Annotated in this window: 14 protein-coding genes; 7 read left to right on the plus strand and 7 right to left on the minus strand. The window is 53.4% G+C overall.

Annotated features, from left to right (window positions below; genetic code table 11):
• Positions 1-105: 105 nt before the first annotated feature.
• Both GJQ69_RS01330 and GJQ69_RS01335 read right to left on the minus strand, forming a co-directional pair.
• A complete protein-coding gene (locus GJQ69_RS01330) occupies positions 106-1,092 on the minus strand; it encodes a glycosyltransferase (RefSeq protein ID WP_174192766.1) in 987 nt (328 codons plus the stop codon).
• A 152-nt stretch (positions 1,093-1,244) separates the two neighbouring features.
• Complete coding sequence (locus GJQ69_RS01335; RefSeq protein WP_174192768.1) at positions 1,245-2,723, minus strand: VanW family protein; 1,479 nt, start codon at positions 2,721-2,723, stop codon at positions 1,245-1,247.
• 257 nt (positions 2,724-2,980) lie between these two features.
• Here GJQ69_RS01335 and GJQ69_RS01340 point away from each other — a divergent pair, with 257 nt between their 5' ends.
• From GJQ69_RS01340 to GJQ69_RS01365, 6 genes are all read left to right on the plus strand, one after another.
• Positions 2,981-4,126 (plus strand): MGDG synthase family glycosyltransferase, encoded by a 1,146-nt coding sequence (locus GJQ69_RS01340; protein ID WP_086036598.1) that lies wholly within the window; start codon positions 2,981-2,983, stop codon positions 4,124-4,126.
• A 111-nt stretch (positions 4,127-4,237) separates the two neighbouring features.
• A complete protein-coding gene (locus tag GJQ69_RS01345; protein ID WP_086036597.1) occupies positions 4,238-5,371 on the plus strand; it encodes a cysteine desulfurase family protein in 1,134 nt (377 codons plus the stop codon).
• A 55-nt stretch (positions 5,372-5,426) separates the two neighbouring features.
• Complete coding sequence (thiI, locus tag GJQ69_RS01350) at positions 5,427-6,599, plus strand: tRNA uracil 4-sulfurtransferase ThiI (protein WP_174192770.1); 1,173 nt, start codon at positions 5,427-5,429, stop codon at positions 6,597-6,599.
• Between the two features lie 23 nt (positions 6,600-6,622).
• Positions 6,623-7,918: a competence/damage-inducible protein A gene (locus GJQ69_RS01355; RefSeq protein ID WP_086036595.1), complete on the plus strand. Its 1,296-nt coding sequence runs from the start codon at positions 6,623-6,625 to the stop codon at positions 7,916-7,918.
• 81 nt (positions 7,919-7,999) lie between these two features.
• Complete coding sequence (locus GJQ69_RS01360; RefSeq protein WP_086036594.1) at positions 8,000-8,440, plus strand: hypothetical protein; 441 nt, start codon at positions 8,000-8,002, stop codon at positions 8,438-8,440.
• Entirely contained in the window at positions 8,437-10,302 is a 1,866-nt protein-coding gene (locus GJQ69_RS01365; protein WP_086036593.1) for a serine hydrolase domain-containing protein, read from the plus strand. Before GJQ69_RS01360 ends, GJQ69_RS01365 begins: the two co-directional genes overlap by 4 nt.
• 134 nt (positions 10,303-10,436) lie before the next feature.
• Here the strand turns inward: GJQ69_RS01365 and GJQ69_RS01370 are convergent, their stop codons facing one another.
• On the minus strand, positions 10,437-12,080 hold the full coding sequence (locus tag GJQ69_RS01370; protein WP_236849706.1) for a S1C family serine protease: 1,644 nt from the start codon (positions 12,078-12,080) through the stop codon (positions 10,437-10,439).
• A 284-nt stretch (positions 12,081-12,364) separates the two neighbouring features.
• Positions 12,365-15,913: a pyruvate:ferredoxin (flavodoxin) oxidoreductase gene (nifJ, locus tag GJQ69_RS01375; protein WP_236849707.1), complete on the minus strand. Its 3,549-nt coding sequence runs from the start codon at positions 15,911-15,913 to the stop codon at positions 12,365-12,367.
• Positions 15,914-16,274: 361 nt separating this feature from the next.
• Here nifJ and GJQ69_RS01380 point away from each other — a divergent pair, with 361 nt between their 5' ends.
• Positions 16,275-17,621 (plus strand): hemolysin family protein, encoded by a 1,347-nt coding sequence (locus GJQ69_RS01380; protein ID WP_086036592.1) that lies wholly within the window; start codon positions 16,275-16,277, stop codon positions 17,619-17,621.
• 104 nt (positions 17,622-17,725) lie between these two features.
• Here the strand turns inward: GJQ69_RS01380 and GJQ69_RS01385 are convergent, their stop codons facing one another.
• From GJQ69_RS01385 to GJQ69_RS01395, 3 genes are all read right to left on the minus strand, one after another.
• On the minus strand, positions 17,726-18,268 hold the full coding sequence (locus tag GJQ69_RS01385; protein ID WP_086036591.1) for a QueT transporter family protein: 543 nt from the start codon (positions 18,266-18,268) through the stop codon (positions 17,726-17,728).
• A gap of 142 nt (positions 18,269-18,410) precedes the next feature.
• Positions 18,411-19,409: a dipeptidase gene (locus GJQ69_RS01390; RefSeq protein WP_157658992.1), complete on the minus strand. Its 999-nt coding sequence runs from the start codon at positions 19,407-19,409 to the stop codon at positions 18,411-18,413.
• A gap of 33 nt (positions 19,410-19,442) precedes the next feature.
• Positions 19,443-19,919, minus strand: a complete 477-nt coding sequence (locus tag GJQ69_RS01395; RefSeq protein ID WP_086036589.1) for a CYTH domain-containing protein — start codon at positions 19,917-19,919, stop codon at positions 19,443-19,445.
• Positions 19,920-20,046: the final 127 nt, after the last annotated feature.

The raw sequence follows: 20,046 nt of genomic DNA on the forward strand, positions 1-20,046 counted from the left end.
AAAAGGCGCTGCAGCCTGCGGAAAACCGCACAGCGGCAGCTGCCTGTTTATTTGCAAGTGTAACCATTTTAAAAGCGTTTACGCCGGTCGGCGTGAAAAAATTAGTCAGCGGGCAAAACCTTCCCGACGGCGTCGTTGATTTCGGGAGAGCCGGGGCAGGTGCCGTTCCAGCTCGGCGACGCTGAAGTCGTCCTTGCAGCATAGGCTGATAGCGCGCCGTACAAACAGCATATCCGAAGCGTACCCGCGCATATCTTTGTTCAGCAAGTGCATTTTTGCGACATAATAATAGCAGTTATTCCGTGTCTTTCGTGCCAGATGGTGATAGCTGTCACGGAAAACCCCGAACCGGCCGCTTTTTTGCAGTGCCACGCGAATCATGGCAATGGCGCGAATATAGTCCGTTACCTTTTGAGGGCTGATAGAGCCGAGGGTGCTGTCACCGTGCAGATTGTAGTAATAAAGCGGTTCGTCAATAATGGCAACCTGCTTTGCCTGTGCAAAAATCTGGTGCAGTACGGCGAGGTCTTCAAAGCACATCTTGGGGAAACGAACGCCGGATTTTATAAAAATTTCCCGGCGGTACATTTTACACCAAAGGAAAGACTGAATCAATACGTCACGCAGCAGCATATTCAGTGAATCCTCTGTGTTGTAGACACCGCGGCAGTGGAATGGATATTCAAAAAGGACATCGTTGCACACGATGTGCCAGTAATAATAGCAGCAGGAGATGTCCGCGTGGTTGATGGTGCAGGCACGGTACAGCTGCTCTAAGTAATTTCCGGCAACATAGTCGTCGCCGTCCACAAAGCACAGATATTCGCCGCGGGAGGCTTTCAGTGCCGCGGTGCGGGCGGCGGAAACGCCCGCGTTCGGCTGATTGATGACGCGCACATGGCTGTCTGCCGCAGCGTATTGTTCGAGAATGCATAGGGAATTGTCGGTGGAACCATCATTTACGGCGATAACCTCGTAGGGAACCGAAATGGTCTGGTGTGTCAAAGTATTTAAACACTGCCCAATGTATTTGCCGACGTTGTATACCGGAACAATGACGCTGATAATTGGGTTCTGCATCAATTCGGCCATTCGTTCCCCTCCCTTTACTGTAAAGTTTTAGAAAGTACACATAAAAGTGTACACAAATTCATTGTACAAATTTTTCTGCAAAAGTCAAGCCCGAATAGAAAATCCACAAGGAAAAAACGTCCGCCGAAAAAATTCGGCGGACGTTTGTCCTTTCAGCGGGGAGCTTTACTGGAGGAGGACGGTTTTTTTGAAGATGAGGAAGAAGACGCCGTTTTTGACGATGCAGATGACGGCTTACTCGAAAGAGTGGACGACGCTGTTGAGGAAGCCTTGCTGGAAGTGGCCTTTTTCGACGAAGAGGAAGAGCCGGCGGTTTGCGTAGTGGTGTGCGGCGGATAATAGGAGCTGGGCATGGATTCGGTGCGGACCGCACTGCCGTTTTTGTAGAATGTGCGGGTGCAGGTGGCATAACGTCCGGTTTCCACGGTCCCGCGTGTCAGCTTAGAACTAACGTCAATCGTATCCCATGTGCTGCTCTTATAGCCATAAATTGTGCAGTACATGGTGCGGCCGTCCGCACCGCTTTGTATGTACATAGGATAATCTGTCGGGTTACTGAACCGAAAGTCCAGTCCGGGGAAGGATACGGTGGCGTCCTGTCCAATGGGCACATAAGAGGAGGGACTGGAATGCGGGCTGCGTTCCACAATGCCGCAGTTGGAGCGCATGGCAGCGCCGTAAATGGTTGTGCTGCCTTGGCAGATGCCGCCGCCGTAGGACTGAACGGCCTGCCCGTTTTCCAGTGCAGTTGCCAGCTTGTAGCCCTGCGACTGGCCGGCTTCACCGATGGTGCCGAGATACGAGAAAGTGCCGTTTGCGGGAACAACAGTGCCGTTGACTGCGCGCAGTGCTTTGGACATATTATAGGTCCCGTTTTCCGTGTTGCGGGAAATGGTTGTGAAGCTGCCGAGCTTGACAATATGCTGCCGCAAATCATCAATAGTCCTAGTGCAGTCCACTGTTTCGGTTGGAATGGAGATTGTGGCGGAGTCAGAGGTGGGAATAACATCCAACACTTTTTTCAGCAGGGCAGAGTTGCTGACCTTTACGCCAGGGGTACCCTCTGTAAAGGAAAAGCCGCTGCCGTCAAAGGAGCGGATGGTTGGTTCCTTTGCGCTGTGGTTTACGGACTTTGTCAGGTCTTCCAGCTTTGCCTGCAGGCTGGTTTGGTCGACAGTGGGCGTCAGACGATATTCTGTGTCAGAAGAGGCAGAAGAAGCCGATGATGTGGTGGAAGATGCAGTGCCAGCCTGCATTGCCCTTTGCAGCACGGCATTGGTATTATAAGAAATGTGCAGGTCCTTGCCGCTCAGTGTATAGGATTTTTCCCCATGGGTCAGAGTATAGGTACGGGCCGCGTCCTTTTTCTCCATTTGTTCCAGCACAGCGCTGCGCCCCTGTGCCATAGTCATGCCCTTCAGGGATATGCCTTCCACCGTTACACTGCCGAAGACTGGCTGTGTGGAAGAGGTGTTGCCAGAGGTGAAAGCGGTCGGCTGTACAGTGTGACGGAATGTAGTCTTCCCAAGAATGAAAATGGCAGCAGCCGCCGCTGCTGCAACCAGAACGACGGCAAGGACAACTTTTTTGTTTTTTTGTTTGGACTGTGGGTCTTCACTGTATCGGTACATGGGCGATGCCTCCATCTATTTTTTACCCGCCGTGTAAAAAGACAGGAAATTTTTCTGTTTTTCCATTTTGTATTATACCGGTTTCGGTGTATCTTGTAAAGGAAAAGCCGCTGTACACCCGCCGCGGCACAGCAAAACAGGAAAAACACTTTGCCAGTCAGATTCTCTTCCGTTATCCATAGAAAATTGCCCGATGATATGGTATACTTAAAAATAAATGAACACGGCCCCTATACCACGGAAAGAAGGAGCAGAGAATGAAGATTCTGATTTTAACAGCGGCAACCGGCGGCGGACATCGACGCGCGGCCCATGCTCTGCAGACTTATATCACAGAACACTCTGAGGGAAATCGGGTGGTAGTTCTGGATGCTCTGAAAGAGATTGGCCCAGTGCTGGACCACACCTGCTGTGACGGATACCGCCTTTTGTGCCGACGTGCACCACAGACATTCGGCAGGCTGTACCGTGCAACCAACAAACCTTCCCCTATGAAAGGCATGATGTTCCAGATTAACTACCAGCACAGCGGCCGGCTGGCACAGGCCATTCGGCAGGTAGCACCGGATGTCATTTTAAGTACACACCCCTTTGCAACCGAGATGGTCTCCCGCATGAAGAAAAACGGTTATCAGGTGCCGCTTTTGTGCCTGATGACGGACTATGGCCCACATCAGGCATGGATTGCCCCCGATGTAGACGCCTATGTTGTGAGCAATGAGGATATGGTGCCGGAAATGGAGGAAATGGGCGTTCCGCCGGAAATCGTGTTTCCATACGGCATTCCGGTTACGGACAACTTCTTCCGAAAAAGTGACCGTGCGGCACTGCGCCGCAGCTTTCAGCTGGACCCGGACAAAACGACGATTCTGTTCATGGCAGGTTCTTTCGGCGTAACAGGCATTATCGGCATTTATGAGGATTTGTGTCACTTGGACATGGACTTTCAGATGATTGTCATTACCGGAAAGAACGCGCGGCTTTACAGCGAATTTGAAAAAATCGTACCGGACAGCGGTAAAAAGACGAAGCTGGTCTACTTTACCAACAAAGTAGAAGACTATATGCACGCAAGCGACTTATTGATTACCAAGCCGGGCGGGCTGACGGTCAGTGAAGCATTGGCAAGTGATTTGCCCATGGCGGTATTTGACGCAATTCCCGGGCAGGAGGAGGACAACGCCGCATTCCTGCAAAACCACCACATGGCAATCAAGCTGGACCAGCATGAGGATACAGCTCAGCAGATTGCCGGACTGCTGGAAGAACCGCGGAAGCTGAAACAGATGCGGCAGGCCTGTGTTGCCTTTGACAAAAGCAAATCCGCTCAGAATATCTTTATGCTGATGCAAAGTTTGTATGACCGGTATCATTCACAGGAAACAGGAAATCATCAGGCCTGACCGGGCCTTTCAGCGCCCCTGCCTGCTGCTGCCTTTTTAGAGCAGGGTGGAGGGGCGCTGTTTCTGTACAAAAGCCCGCCGCGGCGGGCACAAAAAGCGAGGTTTTCTTTTTTGCAGCAGGTTTATCTGGATAACTCTTCCACAACACGTGTCTGTGACGAAGCGGTGCAGGTGGTCCTGAACGCCATGATGCAGACATACGGCAACCCTTCTTCCCTGCACACGCTGGGTTTTGCGGCCGAGCGTGCGCGGGAAACCGCACGGGATCAGGTGGCAGCGGCGCTTTCCGCCCGTCCGGAGGAGATTACATTTACTTCCGGCGGAACGGAAAGCAATAATCTGGCCGTTTTCGGTGCCGCAAAGGCCCGCTGCCGGCGCGGTAAACGCATTGTCACCACGGCGGTGGAACACCCCAGTGTGCTGCTGCCTATGCAGCAGCTAGAGCAGGCGGGCTTTACGGTTACCTATCTGCAGCCGGACAGCACCGGCCATATTTCCCCTCAGCAACTGTATGATGCGGTTATGCCGGACACCATTCTGGTCAGTCTGATGGCAGTGAACAATGAAGTCGGCAGCATTTTGCCAATAGATGATGCACGTGCTGCCATTGACCGTGCCGGTGCGCCGGCGCTTCTGCACGTAGATGCGGTACAGGCATTCGGCAAACTGCCACTGCGCCCCGGCCGCCGTGGAATAGACCTGATGACCGTCAGCTCCCACAAAATACACGGTCCAAAGGGCGTAGGAGCACTATTTATTCGGAAGGGTGTCCACATTCAACCGCGCACTTTCGGCGGCGGACAGGAAAAGAATATGCGCCCCGGCACCGAGCCGATGCCCGCACTCTGCGGATTTGGCGCGGCCTGTGCAGCGCTGCCGGACGTACAGGAGGAGCGGAAAAAAATTGCCGGTCTAAATACATACCTGCGTGAACAGCTTGCCAATATGCCGGGGGTCGTTATCAACAGTGCGGAGGACGCACTGCCCTATGTGCTGAACCTTTCCGCAGGCAGGGTAAAGGCACAAACCATGCTGAACTACCTTTCGGAGCGCGGCGTGTATGTTTCTTCCGGCTCCGCCTGCTCCAAAGGGGCCAAGAGCCATGTGCTTACGGCTATGCAGCTGTCGCCGGAGCGCATTGATTCCGCACTGCGGGTAAGCTTCAGCCGTTATAATACCAAAGCGGACTGTGACGCCTTCCTGCAGGCACTGCAGGAAGGGCTTCGCACTTTGCAGAAGGCCTGACTTTTCTATATTATTATTACGATTAAAAAATAAAGACAGGAATGAAAAGATACGTATGAAAGAAATTATTTTAATAAAACTTGGGGAACTGGTGCTGAAAGGCCTGAACCGCCGCACCTTTGAGGATACTCTGCTGAAAAATCTCCGGCATCATTTGGAACCGCTGGGGAAGTTCGACATACGCTCCCGCCAGTCTGCTGTAACCGTCATGCCGCGGGAAGAAGTGGATATGGACGAGGCAATGGACCGTGTGGGTCATGTATTCGGCATTGCCACCTATGTGCGTGCGGGCGTTGCGCCAAAGAATATGGATAAAATAGAGTTGGCCGCCGCAGACTATCTGCGCAGAGAACTGTTGGCTGCGCATACTTTTAAAGTGGAAGCCAAACGTTCCGATAAAAAATTCCCAATCAAATCGCCGCAGATATGCGCCGAACTGGGTGGCTGCCTGTTGGAACATTTTCCAAACCTGAAGGTGGATGTACACCATCCGGACGTGACCGTTTATGTGGAAGTCCGTGACTTTGGTGCCTATATTCACAGCAATCCCAAACGGGGCGCCGGCGGTATTCCAGTGGGAACCGGCGGAAAAGCCGCACTGCTCATCAGCGGCGGCATTGACAGCCCGGTTGCCGCGTGGCGGATGGCCCGCCGCGGCGTGGAGTTGACCGCGGTCCATTTCGCAAGCCCACCGTACACCAGCGAGCGCGCGGAGCAGAAAGTGGTGGACCTATTAACACAGGTCAGCAGCTATGCGGGACGCATTCCTATGTACACGGTGCCCTTTGCCCATGTACAGGAGGAAATCCGCGACAAGTGTCCGGAGGACCTTTTTACACTGCTGATGCGCCGCTTTATGATGCGCGTTTCCCAGCAGATCGCTGTACAGAATGACTGCCTGACGTTGATTACCGGCGAAAGTTTGGGGCAGGTGGCAAGTCAGACCATGCAGGCCATCTGCTGCACAGACGCCTGTGTTTCCATGCCGGTGTTCCGGCCGCTTATCGGTTCCGATAAAACGGAAATTGTTGATACAGCGCGGAAAATTGGCACGTTCGATATTTCCATTGAACCGTATGAGGACTGCTGCACAGTCTTTACGCCGAAGCACCCCTGCACCAAACCGCACGAGGATAAGCTGGAGCGGGCGGAACAGCTGCTGGACGTAGAGGCACTGGTGCAGGAATGTATACAGAATGCGTCGCTGCGTGTGGTGCAGCCGCGGTAACCAATTAAGAAAAGAGGCAGACCATGGAAGCAGAGATTATCAGTGTTGGTACCGAGCTGCTGCTGGGGCAGGTTGTGAATTCTGATACCGCCTATGTGGCACGCCGGCTGGCGGAGATGGGATTTGATATCCGCTTTACCTGCGTTGTGGGGGATAACTCCGACCGTTTGGCGGAAGTCCTGAAAAACGCACTGGCAAACAGCGACATTGTTGTGGCAACCGGCGGCCTTGGACCTACCGAGGATGACTTGACAAAGCAGACCTGTGCGGCTGCGGCCGGCCGGAAGCTGGTACGCGACGAGGATACCTGCCATAGGCTGGCATCCTATTTTCGCGGGCGAACCTGCAGCCACAGCCAGATGAACCAGGCAATGCTGCCGGAAGGCTGTACGATTTTCCCGAACGACCACGGTACAGCACCAGGCTGCGGCTTTACAACAGATGAAGGAAAAGTCCTCTTAATGCTGCCAGGCCCGCCGCGGGAACTGGTTCCCATGCTGCAGACTTACGCACTGCCGTATCTTGCACAGTGGGTGGACGGCGTAATTGCCAGCACCAATATCCGCGCATTTGGCATTGGAGAAGGCAGCGCCGCCGAAAAGATTGATGACCTTGTGCAGGGGGCTAACCCCACAGCAGCCACTTATGCGCTGGAAGACGAGATGTATGTGCGGGTGACCGCCAAGGCAAAGACAAAGGAAGAGGTACAGGCACTGTGTGCGCCGCTGGCAGACGAGGTCCGCCGCCGTTTGGGCGACTATGTTTATGGGACCGATGTTGACAGCTTGGAAGTCGTGGTTGTGCGTGAACTGCAGCGGCAGGGAAAGCTGCTGGCAACGGCGGAAAGCTGTACCGGCGGTATGCTGGCCGAGCGCATTACGGATATTTCCGGTGCTTCTCAGGTGTTTCACATGGGCCTTGTTACCTACTCCAATGAAGTAAAGAATCTATTGCTGGGGGTGCCGGCGGACCTGCTGGCCGAAAAGGGCGCTGTCTGTCCGGAAACGGCTGCCGCCATGGCACAGGGCGTACGCCGCAAAGCACACGCTGATTTTGGCATTGGCATTACCGGTGTAGCCGGTCCCAAGACCAGCGAGGGAAAGCCGGTTGGCTATATCCTCATTGCGCTGGACGATGGCGAACACACATGGATACGCACCATGGACGGCCAGGGCGGCCGTAAAGAGCGCAACTACCTGCGTCACCGGGCAGCCAGCAATGCGCTGGACCTGCTGCGGCGCAGACTGTTCCAGATGCCAATGGACAGCCGTGGCTGGGATCGGACCAGTGAATTTCCATCTCGTACTGCACAAAAATAATTATCAGGTTTCCATTTATGCAAAAAATGATAGAATAAGAACAGCCAATAATAACCTTTGTCCCGAAGGGGGGAATCTGCCATGAAGACCGCAGTACTTTTCTGTGGTGCCCGCCGCACCGCCTATTGCCAGGAACTGCTGGAAAACAGCGGCTTTCTGTTGACACAGGTCCGCACCGCACAGGAAGCGGGCCAGCCGGCCTGTCTGGGACAGCTGCTGAAACAGAACCGGATGGTCTGTGCGGTTGGTCCATCCCACAGCGGCAGACCTTCCTTTGGCCAGCCGCTGTTTCAGGCATTGGGCGTTCCTCTGCTGGATGACAGCCCACAGGGAGTGCTGGTGCTGCAGGGGAACGAGTGCAGCGGATGGCTGGTGGAAAGCCGGGAGCAGGCAGTGGCACTGCTGCCGGATAAACCGGAATACCTCATGCAGCTTTTGCCGCAGCTTTGGCTGCGTCTGCGCCGCAAATTTCACCTGCAGCAGGCTGTCAACCATGCGTTCAGCGGAAAGGAGCAGCCATGATTGTCGATTTGGTATCACAGATGAAAACAATGAACTTGATGCTCAGCATTCTGCAGGGCAACCCGGAACGGTGTATGCCGTATCCGTTTGAACCGTACCGTGAAAAGCCGTTGCCGGACCGCTCCCTGTATGGCCTGGAAACCAGTACGCCGGAAGCACAGGGAGTGGAGAGTGCATGGCTGAACGGCTTTTTTACGGCGCTGCGGGACTGCCAAAGCATTCATGTACACAGCGTTGCGGTGATGCGTCACGGAAAGCTGATTGCTGAGGCCAGCTTTAAGCCATACACGGCTGCTTTTCCGCATATGCAGTTTTCTGCCGCAAAAAGCGTGGTAGGCATGGCGGTCGGAATGGCGGTGTCGGAGAACCGGCTGTCCGTGACAGACAAACTGGTTGATTTCTTTCCGGATGAGCGCAGCTTTTTCCACAACTCTCATGTTTCCAATGTGACGATTCAAAACCTGCTGCAGATGACAGCCGGTGTCAAATACAATGAACTGTTTAGCGTGACGGACCGCGACTGGGTGCGCGGTTATCTTTCTTCCGAATGTATCTTTGAGCCGGGCAGCGAGTTTTACTATAACAGCATGAATACGTATATGCTCAGCGCAGTGCTGCACAGAATGACTGGTATATCACTGGTCGATTACCTTATGCCGCGTTTGTTTACGCCCATGCGTATTCCCCGTCCGCGCTGGGAAACCTGCCCGATGGGCATTGAAAAAGGCGGTTGGGGGCTGTATCTGCGCTCAGTAGATATGGCGAAGCTGGGGCAGCTGTACCTGCAGCAGGGCCTGTGGCATACGGCAAAGGGTGACCGCCAGCTGGTGCCGGAACAATGGGTGCGGGACAGCATTGAAAAAACCGTCCGCACAGACGGTGCCTCCCGCGATGACCGGTACGGCTATCAGCTATGGAGTTTTCCAGTAGGTCATTCTTATCAGTACAGTGGATTGTTTGGACAGCATGTGTTTATTCTGCCGCATTTGGATGCAGTTGTGGCCATGACTAGCGGAAGCCAAACCTTTGTAACAGATGAAGCCAGTACCATTACTGAAAAGTACTTTGCGAAAGATGCCGAGGGCTTCCATGATGAACCGCTGCCGAACAATCTGCATGCTTTGCGCAAGCTGGAAGATACACTGGCACACCTGTATGCCGTTCAGCAGACCATACCGCCGCAGCCGAAAAAACCGATATGGCCGCCGTTCCAGCCGGCACCGCAGCTGCGGCGGACCGTTCCACCGCTGGCGCTGTCGCTGGAGGGAAAGAGCTATCGGCTGGAAAGCGGCTATGGAACCATTATGCCGCAGACACTGAAAGCGTTTATCAACAATTATCCGCCGACAATAGAGGCCTTTTCGTTCCGGTTTACACCGGGAATGTGCCATATTGGTATTCGCAGCGGCGGGGAGGATACTGTACTGACAGCCGGACTGGAGAATGAGCCGTTTCGCAGCGAAATGACCGTGAACGGTGAAACGTATCCAGTGGGATGCTCTGTGTATCTGACAACGGATGAAGACGACCGGCCAGTGCTGAAGCTGTATGCTGCCTTTTTGCAGACGCCTTTTACGCGTGTGATTAAATTTGTCTTTTATCATGACCTGCAGCAGTTGCTGGTGCGTTTTGATGAGCAGCCAAGCATTGAAGAATCCTGCGAAATGATGTTTGGTCTGATGTCCGGCGCGGGTGCGTCACAGAAGCATTTTGCCATGACGGCTGCACAGGAAAAAATGCGTCCGCGTCTGAAACAGCTGTCCATGCCAAAGATGCACGGCAGGCTGATAAAACCGGAGCAGGAAATGCCGCAGACCGCGGAAAAGAAAGAACCGGATAAAATAGCACAGACGGAAGAATGAATGAAAACGAGAGCCTATCGGTGGAAAACGCCGGTAGGCTTTTTTTGCATAAAGAAGAAAGACAGCCTAAACTTTCAGGCTGTCTTTCAGGAGAGAGGAGAAATTTATGAAAAAATACTTGTAAGCAAATAAATTCAACTCTTGCCGGTCTGTGCAATCAACTTCACCGAAATGGTGCTGCTCTTGCCCGTCTGCAGACTGACCAGCGTCAATTTTACGGTATCGCCGGCCTTTTTCTTGGAAATCACTGTGGTAATGGTGCCGCTGGAGGTCACCGTCGTGTTGTCAATCTTTGTGATAATATCGCCAACAGTGGCACCAGCTTTGGTCAGTTCCGGGTTCGTTATTTTTTGAATGACGAATCCAGTGTTGGAAATGCCGTAGATGCGTGCAGTTACATTGTCAATCATACGGCCGCTGATGCCCAGGATAGCGCGGTCCTTTACATAGCCGTACTGTTTCAGACTGGTGATGATGGGCTGAGCTTCGTTGATAGGAATCGCAAAGCCGAGGCCTTCAGCGGAAGTACTGCCGACCTGTGTCAATTTGCTGGAATTGATGCCGACCACCTGTCCGTACATATTAACCAGTGCACCGCCGGAGTTGCCGGGGTTGATGGCTGCATCGGTTTGGATGCATTCACGGGTGTAGCCAGTGTCGCTGTCCGTAATGGTACGGTTCAGTGCAGAAATGTTGCCGAATGTAGCGCTGGAAACCAGCTCACTGCCGCCGGGGTTTCCGATAGCGACCACTTCGTCACCGATTTTTAGGCTGCTGCTGTCCCCAAATTCCGCAGCGGTCAGGCCGGTAGCGCTAATTTTAATCAGCGCAAGGTCCGTTACGGCGTCGCTGCCAATCAGTTTGGCTTCATAGCTTTTGCCGTTGCTGAGGACAACTTTCAGTGCGCTGGCGCTGTCCACCACATGGGCATTGGTCATAATGTAGCCGTCACTGCTGATAATAACGCCGGAGCCTTCGCTGGCAGGGGAGATGCTGTCACCAGAGTCAGAGCTAGTACTGCCGCTGCTGGTGTTCCTATTTCCATTGTCGTCACCAAAGTCAAAAAAGCCGGTGTCGTTTATGGCTGCGCCGCTTTTCTGGCTGCTGGTATTGCCGTCCGTTGTACCGGAAAAGTCCAGTCGGCTGGAGGCCTTCTGGTAGTTCTGTACCAGAACAACGCTGGGAATCACCTTTTTGCAGACTTCCTGTTTGGTCAGAAGTTTGGTACTGCCGGTGCTGGAGGAAGCACTGCTGGAGCTGGAACTGTCAATCAGTTTGGTAATGGCAAATGCGGGACCGGAAGAACCGGAAGTGCCAAACTTGATGGTACCGTTGTTTACCAAACCGACAAACGCACCGATGGAACAGGCAGAGATTAGGAATCCACCAACGATAAAGGCCACCACACGCGCCCAAGTGGGGGTTGCACCGTGTTCCTTTTTCCGCTTGCTGCGGCGCGTTTGTTTTTGCCCGGGGTCATGGTACTGCGGCGGTTCCCATGTGGTTTGGTGCCATACAGGTTCTTCTTGGTACCCGCTGCCGGAAGAAGTACTGCCATAGGGATTATTCGGTGGGGCATTGTATCCGGAAGTGTAGCTGCTGTTCTGCCACTGTGCAGAAGAACTGTCATTGCCGGGGCGAACAGGTCCGGAGTGATAACTTTCTCCATCCCACTGGGTACCGCTTCCAATAGTAGAGTTGGCATTTCCTTCCGCATTATTCATAGAACTTTTGTCATCTTTCATATTGTTGTTTTGATTATCATTGAAATCATTCATGGAACTCATTCCTTCCTAAAAGGGATTTCGGGTGATTTCCTTTCTGCAGTATCTATTATGTTCAAAGTATGTGAATACTGCGTGATGAATATTATAAAAAAGATGACGAAATTTAATTTTTCTCGGATTTTCCATTTTAGACAAAAACCGCCCCGCTTACCTTTGCAGATAAACGGGGCGGTAAAACTTTCTATGAAGTTTTCCTGCCTATAATTCTCACTTACTTTTTCTGTTGAAACAGCAGAGAAAGGAGGAGAGAACGGCAATTTTCCAAAGCGGGAAAATTACTTGTACAGGTCAATCAGCTTTGTCAGATGATTGTAACGGTCCTCAGCAGCCTTCTGGTTGCGTGCAAACAAATCCTTTGCACGGTCCGGGAATGCACGATTCAGACGGCTGTAACGAGTTTCGTTGGCCAGGAAGTCCTGATACTTGGAAGTATCGCCAGCCTTGGAAGTCAGGGTGAACGGGTTCTTACCCTCTGCCTTCAATGCCGGGTTGAATGTGAACAGATTCCAGTAACCAGCCTGAACAGCCTTCTTCATTTCGTTCTGGCAGTTCATCAGGCCGCCCTTAACACCGTGCAGCTCGCAGGGAGCATAGCCGATAATGAGGGACGGACCCGGATAAGCCTCAGCCTCAGCAATGGCCTTAACAGCCTGTGCCGGGTTAGCACCCAGAGCAATCTGAGCGACATAGATGTAGCCGTAAGTCATGCACATCTCAGACAGGCTCTTCTTCTTCATTTCCTTACCGGAAGCAGCAAACTGGCAAACCTCACCAATGTTGGAAGCCTTGGAAGCCTGTCCGCCGGTGTTGGAATACATTTCAGTATCGAAGACCATGACATTGACATCTTCGCCGGAAGCCAGAACATGGTCCAGTCCGCCGTAGCCGATATCATAGGCCCATCCGTCGCCGCCGAAGATCCAAACGGATTTCTTAGCAATGAACTGTTTTTCTTTCAGGATAGCCTTGGAGTCTTCACAGCCAGCAGCAGCGGCCTTCTCCAGCTCTGCGATGAGGGCCTTTGCAGGTTCGTCGTTTGCCTTTGTGCTGTCCTTAGTATCCATGAACTTCTTGTAAGCAGCCTTCATTTCAGCGGATGCCTTGTCGGATTCAGCGACCTTGGTGATGCGCTTAATGAGGTTCTCACGAACGGTCTTCAGGCCGACTTCAATGCCCAGGCCGTGCTCTGCGTTATCCTCGAACAGGGAGTTAACCCATGCAGGGCCATGGCCGGAATCTTTGTTGACGGTATACGGAGAGATGGAAGCAGTACCACCCCAAATGGAGGAGCAGCCGGTGGCGTTGGAGATGAACATCTTCTCGCCGAACAGCTGTGTGATGAGGCGTGCATAAGAGGTCTCGGCGCAGCCTGCGCAGGAACCGGAGAACTCAAGCAGCGGCTGGTTGAACTGAGAACCAATGACCGTGTTGTCCCCGAACTTGCTCGGCTTCTTGGAGATGTTGGCAACGCAGTAGTCGAAGACTGCCTGCTGGTCGGCCTGGCTTGCCTGAGGCTTCATTGTGATAGCGCCGGTCGGGCAGACAGTGACACATTCGCCGCAGCCCATGCAGTCCAGCGGGGAAACACTCATGACAAACTTGTACTCGTTTGCAGGCTTGTTGTCGCGGCTCTTTGTCTGTGCCGGGGCAGCAGCCAGCTCGTCAGCGGTCAGCTGGAACGGACGGATCGTAGCATGAGAGCAAACAAATGAACACTGGTTGCAGCCAACACACTTAGCAGCATCCCACTCAGGTACGCTGACAGCAGTACCGCGCTTCTCGTAAGCGGAAGCGCCCTGTTCCCATTCGCCGTTTGCATTTGCAACAAAGGCGGAAACCGGCAGAGAGTCGCCGTCCATACGGGCGATAGGCTCCATAATCTCGCGGACCTGCTTGACCAGTTCCGGACGGCCCTTCAAAGCCTTCGGAGCCGGGTCAGCTTCAGGGTTAGACCAAGAAGCTGGAACGTCAACCTTGTGTACAGCGTCAACGCCGGCATCAATAGCCTTCCAGTTCATCTCAACAACATTCTGGCCCTTCTTGCCGTAGGACTTCTGAGCAGCCTGCTTCATGAAATCGACAGCGTCATCAATCGGCATGACGTTAGCCAGCTTGAAGAATGCGGACTGCAGGATGGTGTTGGTGCGCTTGCCCATGCCGATTTCGATAGCTTTATCGATAGCATTGATTGTGTACAGCTGAATGTTGTTGTCAGCAATATACTTCTTTGCTTCGGCGTTCAGATGATGGGCCAGCTCTTCGTCAGACCACTGGCAGTTAATCATGAAGACGCCGCCCGGCTTGACATCCTGTACCATCTTCATGCCCTGGTTGACATAAGACGGGTTATGGCAGGCAACGAAATCAGCCTGGCTGATGTAGTAGGGGCTGTGAATCGGCTTGTCGCCGAAGCGCAGATGGCTGATGGTTACGCCGCCGGTCTTCTTGGAGTCATACTGGAAGTATGCCTGAACATACTTGTCGGTATGATCGCCGATAATCTTGACGGAGTTCTTGTTTGCACCGACAGTACCGTCGCCGCCGAGACCCCAGAACTTGCACTCTTTGGTGCCAGGGGCAGAGGTAATCGGAGCAGGCTTAACTTCCGGCAGAGACAGATGAGTAACATCATCGTTGATGCCAAGAGTGAAGCGCGGACGCGGATTCTCTTTAGCCAGCTCAGTATACACAGCGAATACGGACGACGGCGGTGTGTCCTTACTGCCCAGGCCGTAGCGGCCGCCAGTCAGGACAACGTCGTTCATGCCGGCTTCACGCAGGGTAGTAGCAACATCCAGGTACAGCGGCTCGCCCAAAGCACCGGGCTCCTTGGTGCGGTCAAGTACAGCAATCTTCTTAGCTGTCTTCGGGATAACCTTCAGCAGAGCGGAGGAAACCCAAGGACGATACAGGCGAACCTTGATGATACCGACTTTTTCGCCCTTAGCGGTCAGATAGTCGATGACTTCGTCAGCAACATCGCAGATGGAACCCATAGCAATGATGACGCGGTCAGCGTCCGGTGCGCCGTAGTAGTTGAACAGGTCATAATCGGTGCCCAGTTTTTCGTTAATCTTGCCCATATATTTCTTAACGATAGCAGGCAGAGCGTTATATACAGGGTTGCAGGCCTCACGATGCTGGAAGAAGACATCGCCGTTTTCGTGAGAACCACGCATCTTCGGATGCTCTGGATTCAGCGCTTCCTTACGGAAGTTGTCGATAGCATCCATGTCGCACATATCTTTCAGGTCTTCGTAATCCCACTTGCGAATCTTCTGCTGTTCGTGGGAAGTACGGAAGCCGTCGAAGAAGTTGATGAACGGAACATGGCCTTCGATTGTGGACAGATGTGCAACCGGGGACAGGTCCATAACTTCCTGAACGGAACCTTCAGCCAGCATAGCGCAGCCGGTCTGGCGGCACGCCATAACATCGCTGTGGTCACCGAAGATGTTCAGAGACTGGGCAGCTACGGTACGAGCTGCTACGTCGATGACGCAGGGGAGCTGTTCAGCTGCAATCTTGTACAGGTTCGGAATCATCAGCAGAAGGCCCTGAGAAGCGGTGAACGTAGTGGTGATAGCACCAGCGCCGAGAGAGCCGTGAACGGCACCGGCAGCGCCTGCCTCAGACTCCATCTCCACAACCTTGACCTGGTTGTCGAAGATGTTCTCCCGGCCAGCAGCAGACCACTGGTCAACAGTGTCTGCCATAGGGGAAGATGGGGTAATGGGATAGATGGCGGCTACGTCAGTATAGGCGTATGCTACATGTGCAGCAGCAGTGTTGCCATCCATGGTTTGCTTTTTTCTGGAATCCATGATAAATAATTCCTCCTTTTGGAAATTATCGATTGCCCACTGGAGTACGATAGAGTGGTTTATGTACTTCCAACACAAATTCTAACACGAATTTTGCGCTGTGTAAAGTATAATGGCCAAACTCAAAAAGATTTTTAGCAATATTGTATGTTTCCGCCGCCTGAGGCAGCCCAAATGAAGAAATAGGTGCTACCTTTTTAGCGAAAAAACGCATTCCGGTAGGTTGACAGCACGAGAAGTCATGCTGTAAAATGGAAAAAAGCTGGACGCCGACGTCCTTTGCGGGCGAATCAGCGGCCAATTGATGTACAAACTCTATTATACATTGTTTTTGTCTATAAAGAAAGGGGAATCTGATTTTATGCCTCCTGACCCTGCCGATACTACGGCTTTTCCGTGGAACAGCCTGCTTTTGCTGGCTGTCCTTATCCTAATAAACGCCTTTTTTTCTGCCGCAGAGATTGCGGTGCTTATGCTGAACAAAAGCAAAGTCCGCCGCATGGCGGAGAGCGGTGACCGGAAAGCCGCTGAGCTGGAGAAGCTTACAAAGGACTCAAACCGCTTCCTGGCGACCATTCAGGTCGGCGTGACGCTGGCAGGGTTTCTGTCCAGTGCGGCGGCTTCACAAAGTTTCGGTTCCATGCTGGCCGGTGCGCTCCGCTGGACAGGCCTGCCGCATTCGGCACTGCAGGCAGTAGCCTCGGTGCTGATTACGCTGATTCTCTCCTATTTTTCTTTGGTACTGGGGGAATTGGTGCCGAAACAGCTGGCGATTCACCGCGCGGAAAGCATTGCATTCCGCTTTGCGGGCATCCTTAATGGATTGGCTTCCTTTTTTACGCCGTTGGTCCATCTGCTGACCGCCAGCACAAACCTAGTCCTGCGCCTGTTTGGTATTCGCCCCGACAAAGAGGGACGGGAGGCAGTTACGGAAGAGGAAATTCGCCTGCTGGTAGATGAGGGGGAGGAACACGGCGTCATTGAGGAAACGGAAAAAGATATGATTTCCAATGTACTGGATTTTGATGACAGTCCGGTTTCTGAAATGATGACGCACCGCACGGAAATTGCGGCGGTGGAAGATACAGATACTCTGCAGGACGTGGTGCATCTTTCCATGGACCAGGGGTTTTCCCGTATTCCGGTTTATCATGAGGATTTGGATAACATTCTCGGTTTCCTGTATGTCAAAGATTTGCTTCCGTTTGTGGGGAAGCCGCCACAGCCGGTGCGGCTGACGGACCTGATGCGTCCGGCAGCTTTTGTGCCGGAAACACAGATCTGCAGCCGGCTGTTTCAGCAAATGACCGCACAGCACCGGCAAATTGCCATTATTGTGGATGAGTTCGGCGGCACCGAGGGATTGATTACATTGGAGGACCTGCTGGAATCCATTGTCGGCAATATTCAGGACGAGTACGACCGGGAAGAAGAGGAGGTCGTGCCGGACGGACCAAACCGCTGGTCCGTTGACGGCGCGCTGTTAGTGGAAGACGCGGAGGACATGACCGGCATTTCACTGCCCAAAGGGGACTATGACACGCTGGCCGGTCTGATGGTGGAGCGACTGGGACGCATTCCACAGGCAGAGGAGCACCCCACGGTTCGCTGCGGGAAGCTGTGCCTGACGGCCCTGCGGATTCAGGACCGGCGCATTGTGCGTATCCTGATTACCCGAGAGGCTTCGCCGAAGGAAAGTAATCCGTAAAAAATATACAATACAAAACGGCCGCATTGCCCACAGCATTTCTGTGTGGGCAATGCGGCCGCTTCATGATGAGTTCTAATTGAAAATTTGATATTTTGTGGTTTTTACTGTGCCTGAAAAAGGTGCTGTGTGGCATGGGAACGCTCCAGTACATGGAACAGGAGCAGTCCACCGCCGGTGCACATTACCAATTCCCCAATGCCGACCGTTGCCATGCCGCTGAAAAACAGCGGCAGGCTGAAGTTGGCAAAAGAAAAGTTCGGTCCGGCAAGGCAGGAAATTTCCAGCGCAATGATGGCGGCGTTGCACACAACCGGCATCAGTGAGGCAGCAACAGGCAGGCCTTTCCAGCGGACATTCCGCAGGGCGCGTGTTAGCAGTGCCCCGAAAAGGGTGGCGGCTGTGCCGAATATCCAGTCCACCGGGCCGAGCGGGCTGGAAAGATTGCCGATAAAGCAGCCAACAGCCAGCCCAGGTACAGCGGCGGGCGTTAGGACCGGCAAAATAGTCAGCAGTTCACTGAAACGGAACTGGATGGCCATGGAACCGATGCCCATCGCATTTGCCAAAAAAGTAAGGACAACGTAAAGTGCGGCGATGACGCCTGCCTGTGCAAGGTACAGCACAGGTTTTACTTCTTTCTGCATATTCACATTCCTCCAGTAGGCCGGACACGCAGAGGAAATCCGGCCCTAGTAAATCTTTTAGGTCCGGAACTCACGACGGACCGCTGCCTTTCGGCGGGCAGTACCTATTATAGAAGGAATGTATAAAAAATGCAAATGGCGGTTATTTGCGGTGTGCAGTGCCTTTCAGGGCATCCGTTAATACACGCAGCGCGTTTTTCCAGCAGATTTTTTCCACCTCGTCCGCCGGAAAGTACATGGCCAGCGCGTCGGCGAGCTTTGGCAGACCGGCGCAGTCGCCGAACTCCAGCGTGGAGTCAATGCCGTCAAAGTCCGAGCCGATGGCCAGCGCGTCTATGCCGGCTTTGTCACGGATATAGCGCGCACACTGCACAATGTCGTCAATGCGGGTGTATTTGCCGCTGCGTCCGTTCAAAAATTCCGCGCAGAAGTTGATGCCGCATACCGAGCCGGTTTCGCCAATTATGCGGAGCATATCGTCGGTCAGGTTGCGCGGGTGCTGGCAGAGTGTCCGTGCGCAGGAGTGGGTGGCGGCAAACGGAACGTGCAATTCCTGCGAAAGGGAAGCAACGTCGTAAAAACCACCGTCCGACAGATGAGAAACATCCACTAAAATGCCGAGTTCCTGCATTCTGCGTACTGCCTTTTTGCCGAATGGTTTCAGTCCACGGGCTGTGTCCGCGGGGATAGGGCTGCAGGGGTAGCCAAGGCTGTTTTCATACCACCACGTCAGTGTCATCACCCGCACTCCCTTTTTGTACAGGGAGGCAATCCGCCGCAGGCTGCCATCCAGCAGCACACAGTCCTCTACGCCGAGAATGGCGGACAGCCGCCCTGCCCGGTCATTTTTTAGAATATCTTCACCGGACAGTGCCGGTGCCAGTGTATCGCGGTTTATGCGCAGCTCTTTTTGGTAGCAGGCGTAGATTTGGTCGAACAGGTCCTGCGGACCCAAGGTGATGCCGTCCTCTTTGGCGGTGTCATGGGTGGGCAGAAAGGCGGCAAATACCTGTGCCATGCTGCCGGCGGCTTTCAGACGTTTTAAATCAAGCTGACAGCTGTTCTCTGCCAGCCGTACTTTTCCGCCGGAGCGCGCCACACAGGTGCCCAATGTATCACAGTGTAAGTCGATAAAACGCATAGTCGTTCCCTTCTCCGGCATCAACCGGTCGTTTCAGTCCGCGGCGGGGGCGCGGCGGTCCCAATAATCGGACATGGTCCAGCCGGGTTCCTCGGTTACTTCACGTCCCAGACAGGCTGGCGGTACAAACGCCCGTGCCTCCGCAACGCTGCTGAATTCCACTTCGGCGTACGAAAAAGCGCTGGGCAGGCCAATGTCTACATCGCTGTACTCCAGTATTAAGCCGCCCGGCAGGGAAAAAGCAGTAAAATCCTTTCGGATAAGTGGTTTCGTGAGCAGGCGGGCAAGTGCCTCGTATTTTTCCGCGGGTAAGTCCAGCTCCACTTCTTCCCGCACCAGCGTGCCTTTGCCCTTGATGCACAGCCGATAGGAATCCCCGTCTTTGCTGTGTGTCCGGCGAATACGCACGGCCGGATGGGTGCAGAGATATCCCTGATACTGCGTGACCGTATCCAAAACGGGCAGGCCCACGGGTTTTTGTGTCATCAGCCATTTTCGTTCAATTTCCATTCTATTTCCTCCCTGCGGCGGTTCACAACAATTTATAATTCTATTATGGCACAGGCAGCGAACAGTTGCAAATATTTCCGGCGGTCTATGGAAGCAGTATGAAAAAAGCGCCCGCGAGACACAGGAA

The sequence above is a fragment of the Caproicibacterium lactatifermentans genome, from assembly GCF_013315815.1.
Lineage (GTDB): Bacteria > Bacillota > Clostridia > Oscillospirales > Acutalibacteraceae > Caproicibacterium > Caproicibacterium lactatifermentans.

What these genes read in the sequence shown, in the direction of transcription:
- GJQ69_RS01330 (WP_174192766.1), bottom strand. Translation starts at nt 1,092, where the DNA reads ATGGCCGAATTGATGCAGAACCCAATTATCAGCGTCATTGTTCCGGTA.
- GJQ69_RS01335 (WP_174192768.1), bottom strand. Translation starts at nt 2,723, where the DNA reads ATGTACCGATACAGTGAAGACCCACAGTCCAAACAAAAAAACAAAAAA.
- GJQ69_RS01340 (WP_086036598.1), top strand. Translation starts at nt 2,981, where the DNA reads ATGAAGATTCTGATTTTAACAGCGGCAACCGGCGGCGGACATCGACGC.
- thiI (WP_174192770.1), top strand. Translation starts at nt 5,427, where the DNA reads ATGAAAGAAATTATTTTAATAAAACTTGGGGAACTGGTGCTGAAAGGC.
- GJQ69_RS01355 (WP_086036595.1), top strand. Translation starts at nt 6,623, where the DNA reads ATGGAAGCAGAGATTATCAGTGTTGGTACCGAGCTGCTGCTGGGGCAG.
- GJQ69_RS01360 (WP_086036594.1), top strand. Translation starts at nt 8,000, where the DNA reads ATGAAGACCGCAGTACTTTTCTGTGGTGCCCGCCGCACCGCCTATTGC.
- GJQ69_RS01365 (WP_086036593.1), top strand. Translation starts at nt 8,437, where the DNA reads ATGATTGTCGATTTGGTATCACAGATGAAAACAATGAACTTGATGCTC.
- GJQ69_RS01370 (WP_236849706.1), bottom strand. Translation starts at nt 12,080, where the DNA reads ATGAATGATTTCAATGATAATCAAAACAACAATATGAAAGATGACAAA.
- nifJ (WP_236849707.1), bottom strand. Translation starts at nt 15,913, where the DNA reads ATGGATTCCAGAAAAAAGCAAACCATGGATGGCAACACTGCTGCTGCA.
- GJQ69_RS01380 (WP_086036592.1), top strand. Translation starts at nt 16,275, where the DNA reads ATGCCTCCTGACCCTGCCGATACTACGGCTTTTCCGTGGAACAGCCTG.
- GJQ69_RS01385 (WP_086036591.1), bottom strand. Translation starts at nt 18,268, where the DNA reads ATGCAGAAAGAAGTAAAACCTGTGCTGTACCTTGCACAGGCAGGCGTC.
- GJQ69_RS01390 (WP_157658992.1), bottom strand. Translation starts at nt 19,409, where the DNA reads ATGCGTTTTATCGACTTACACTGTGATACATTGGGCACCTGTGTGGCG.
- GJQ69_RS01395 (WP_086036589.1), bottom strand. Translation starts at nt 19,919, where the DNA reads ATGGAAATTGAACGAAAATGGCTGATGACACAAAAACCCGTGGGCCTG.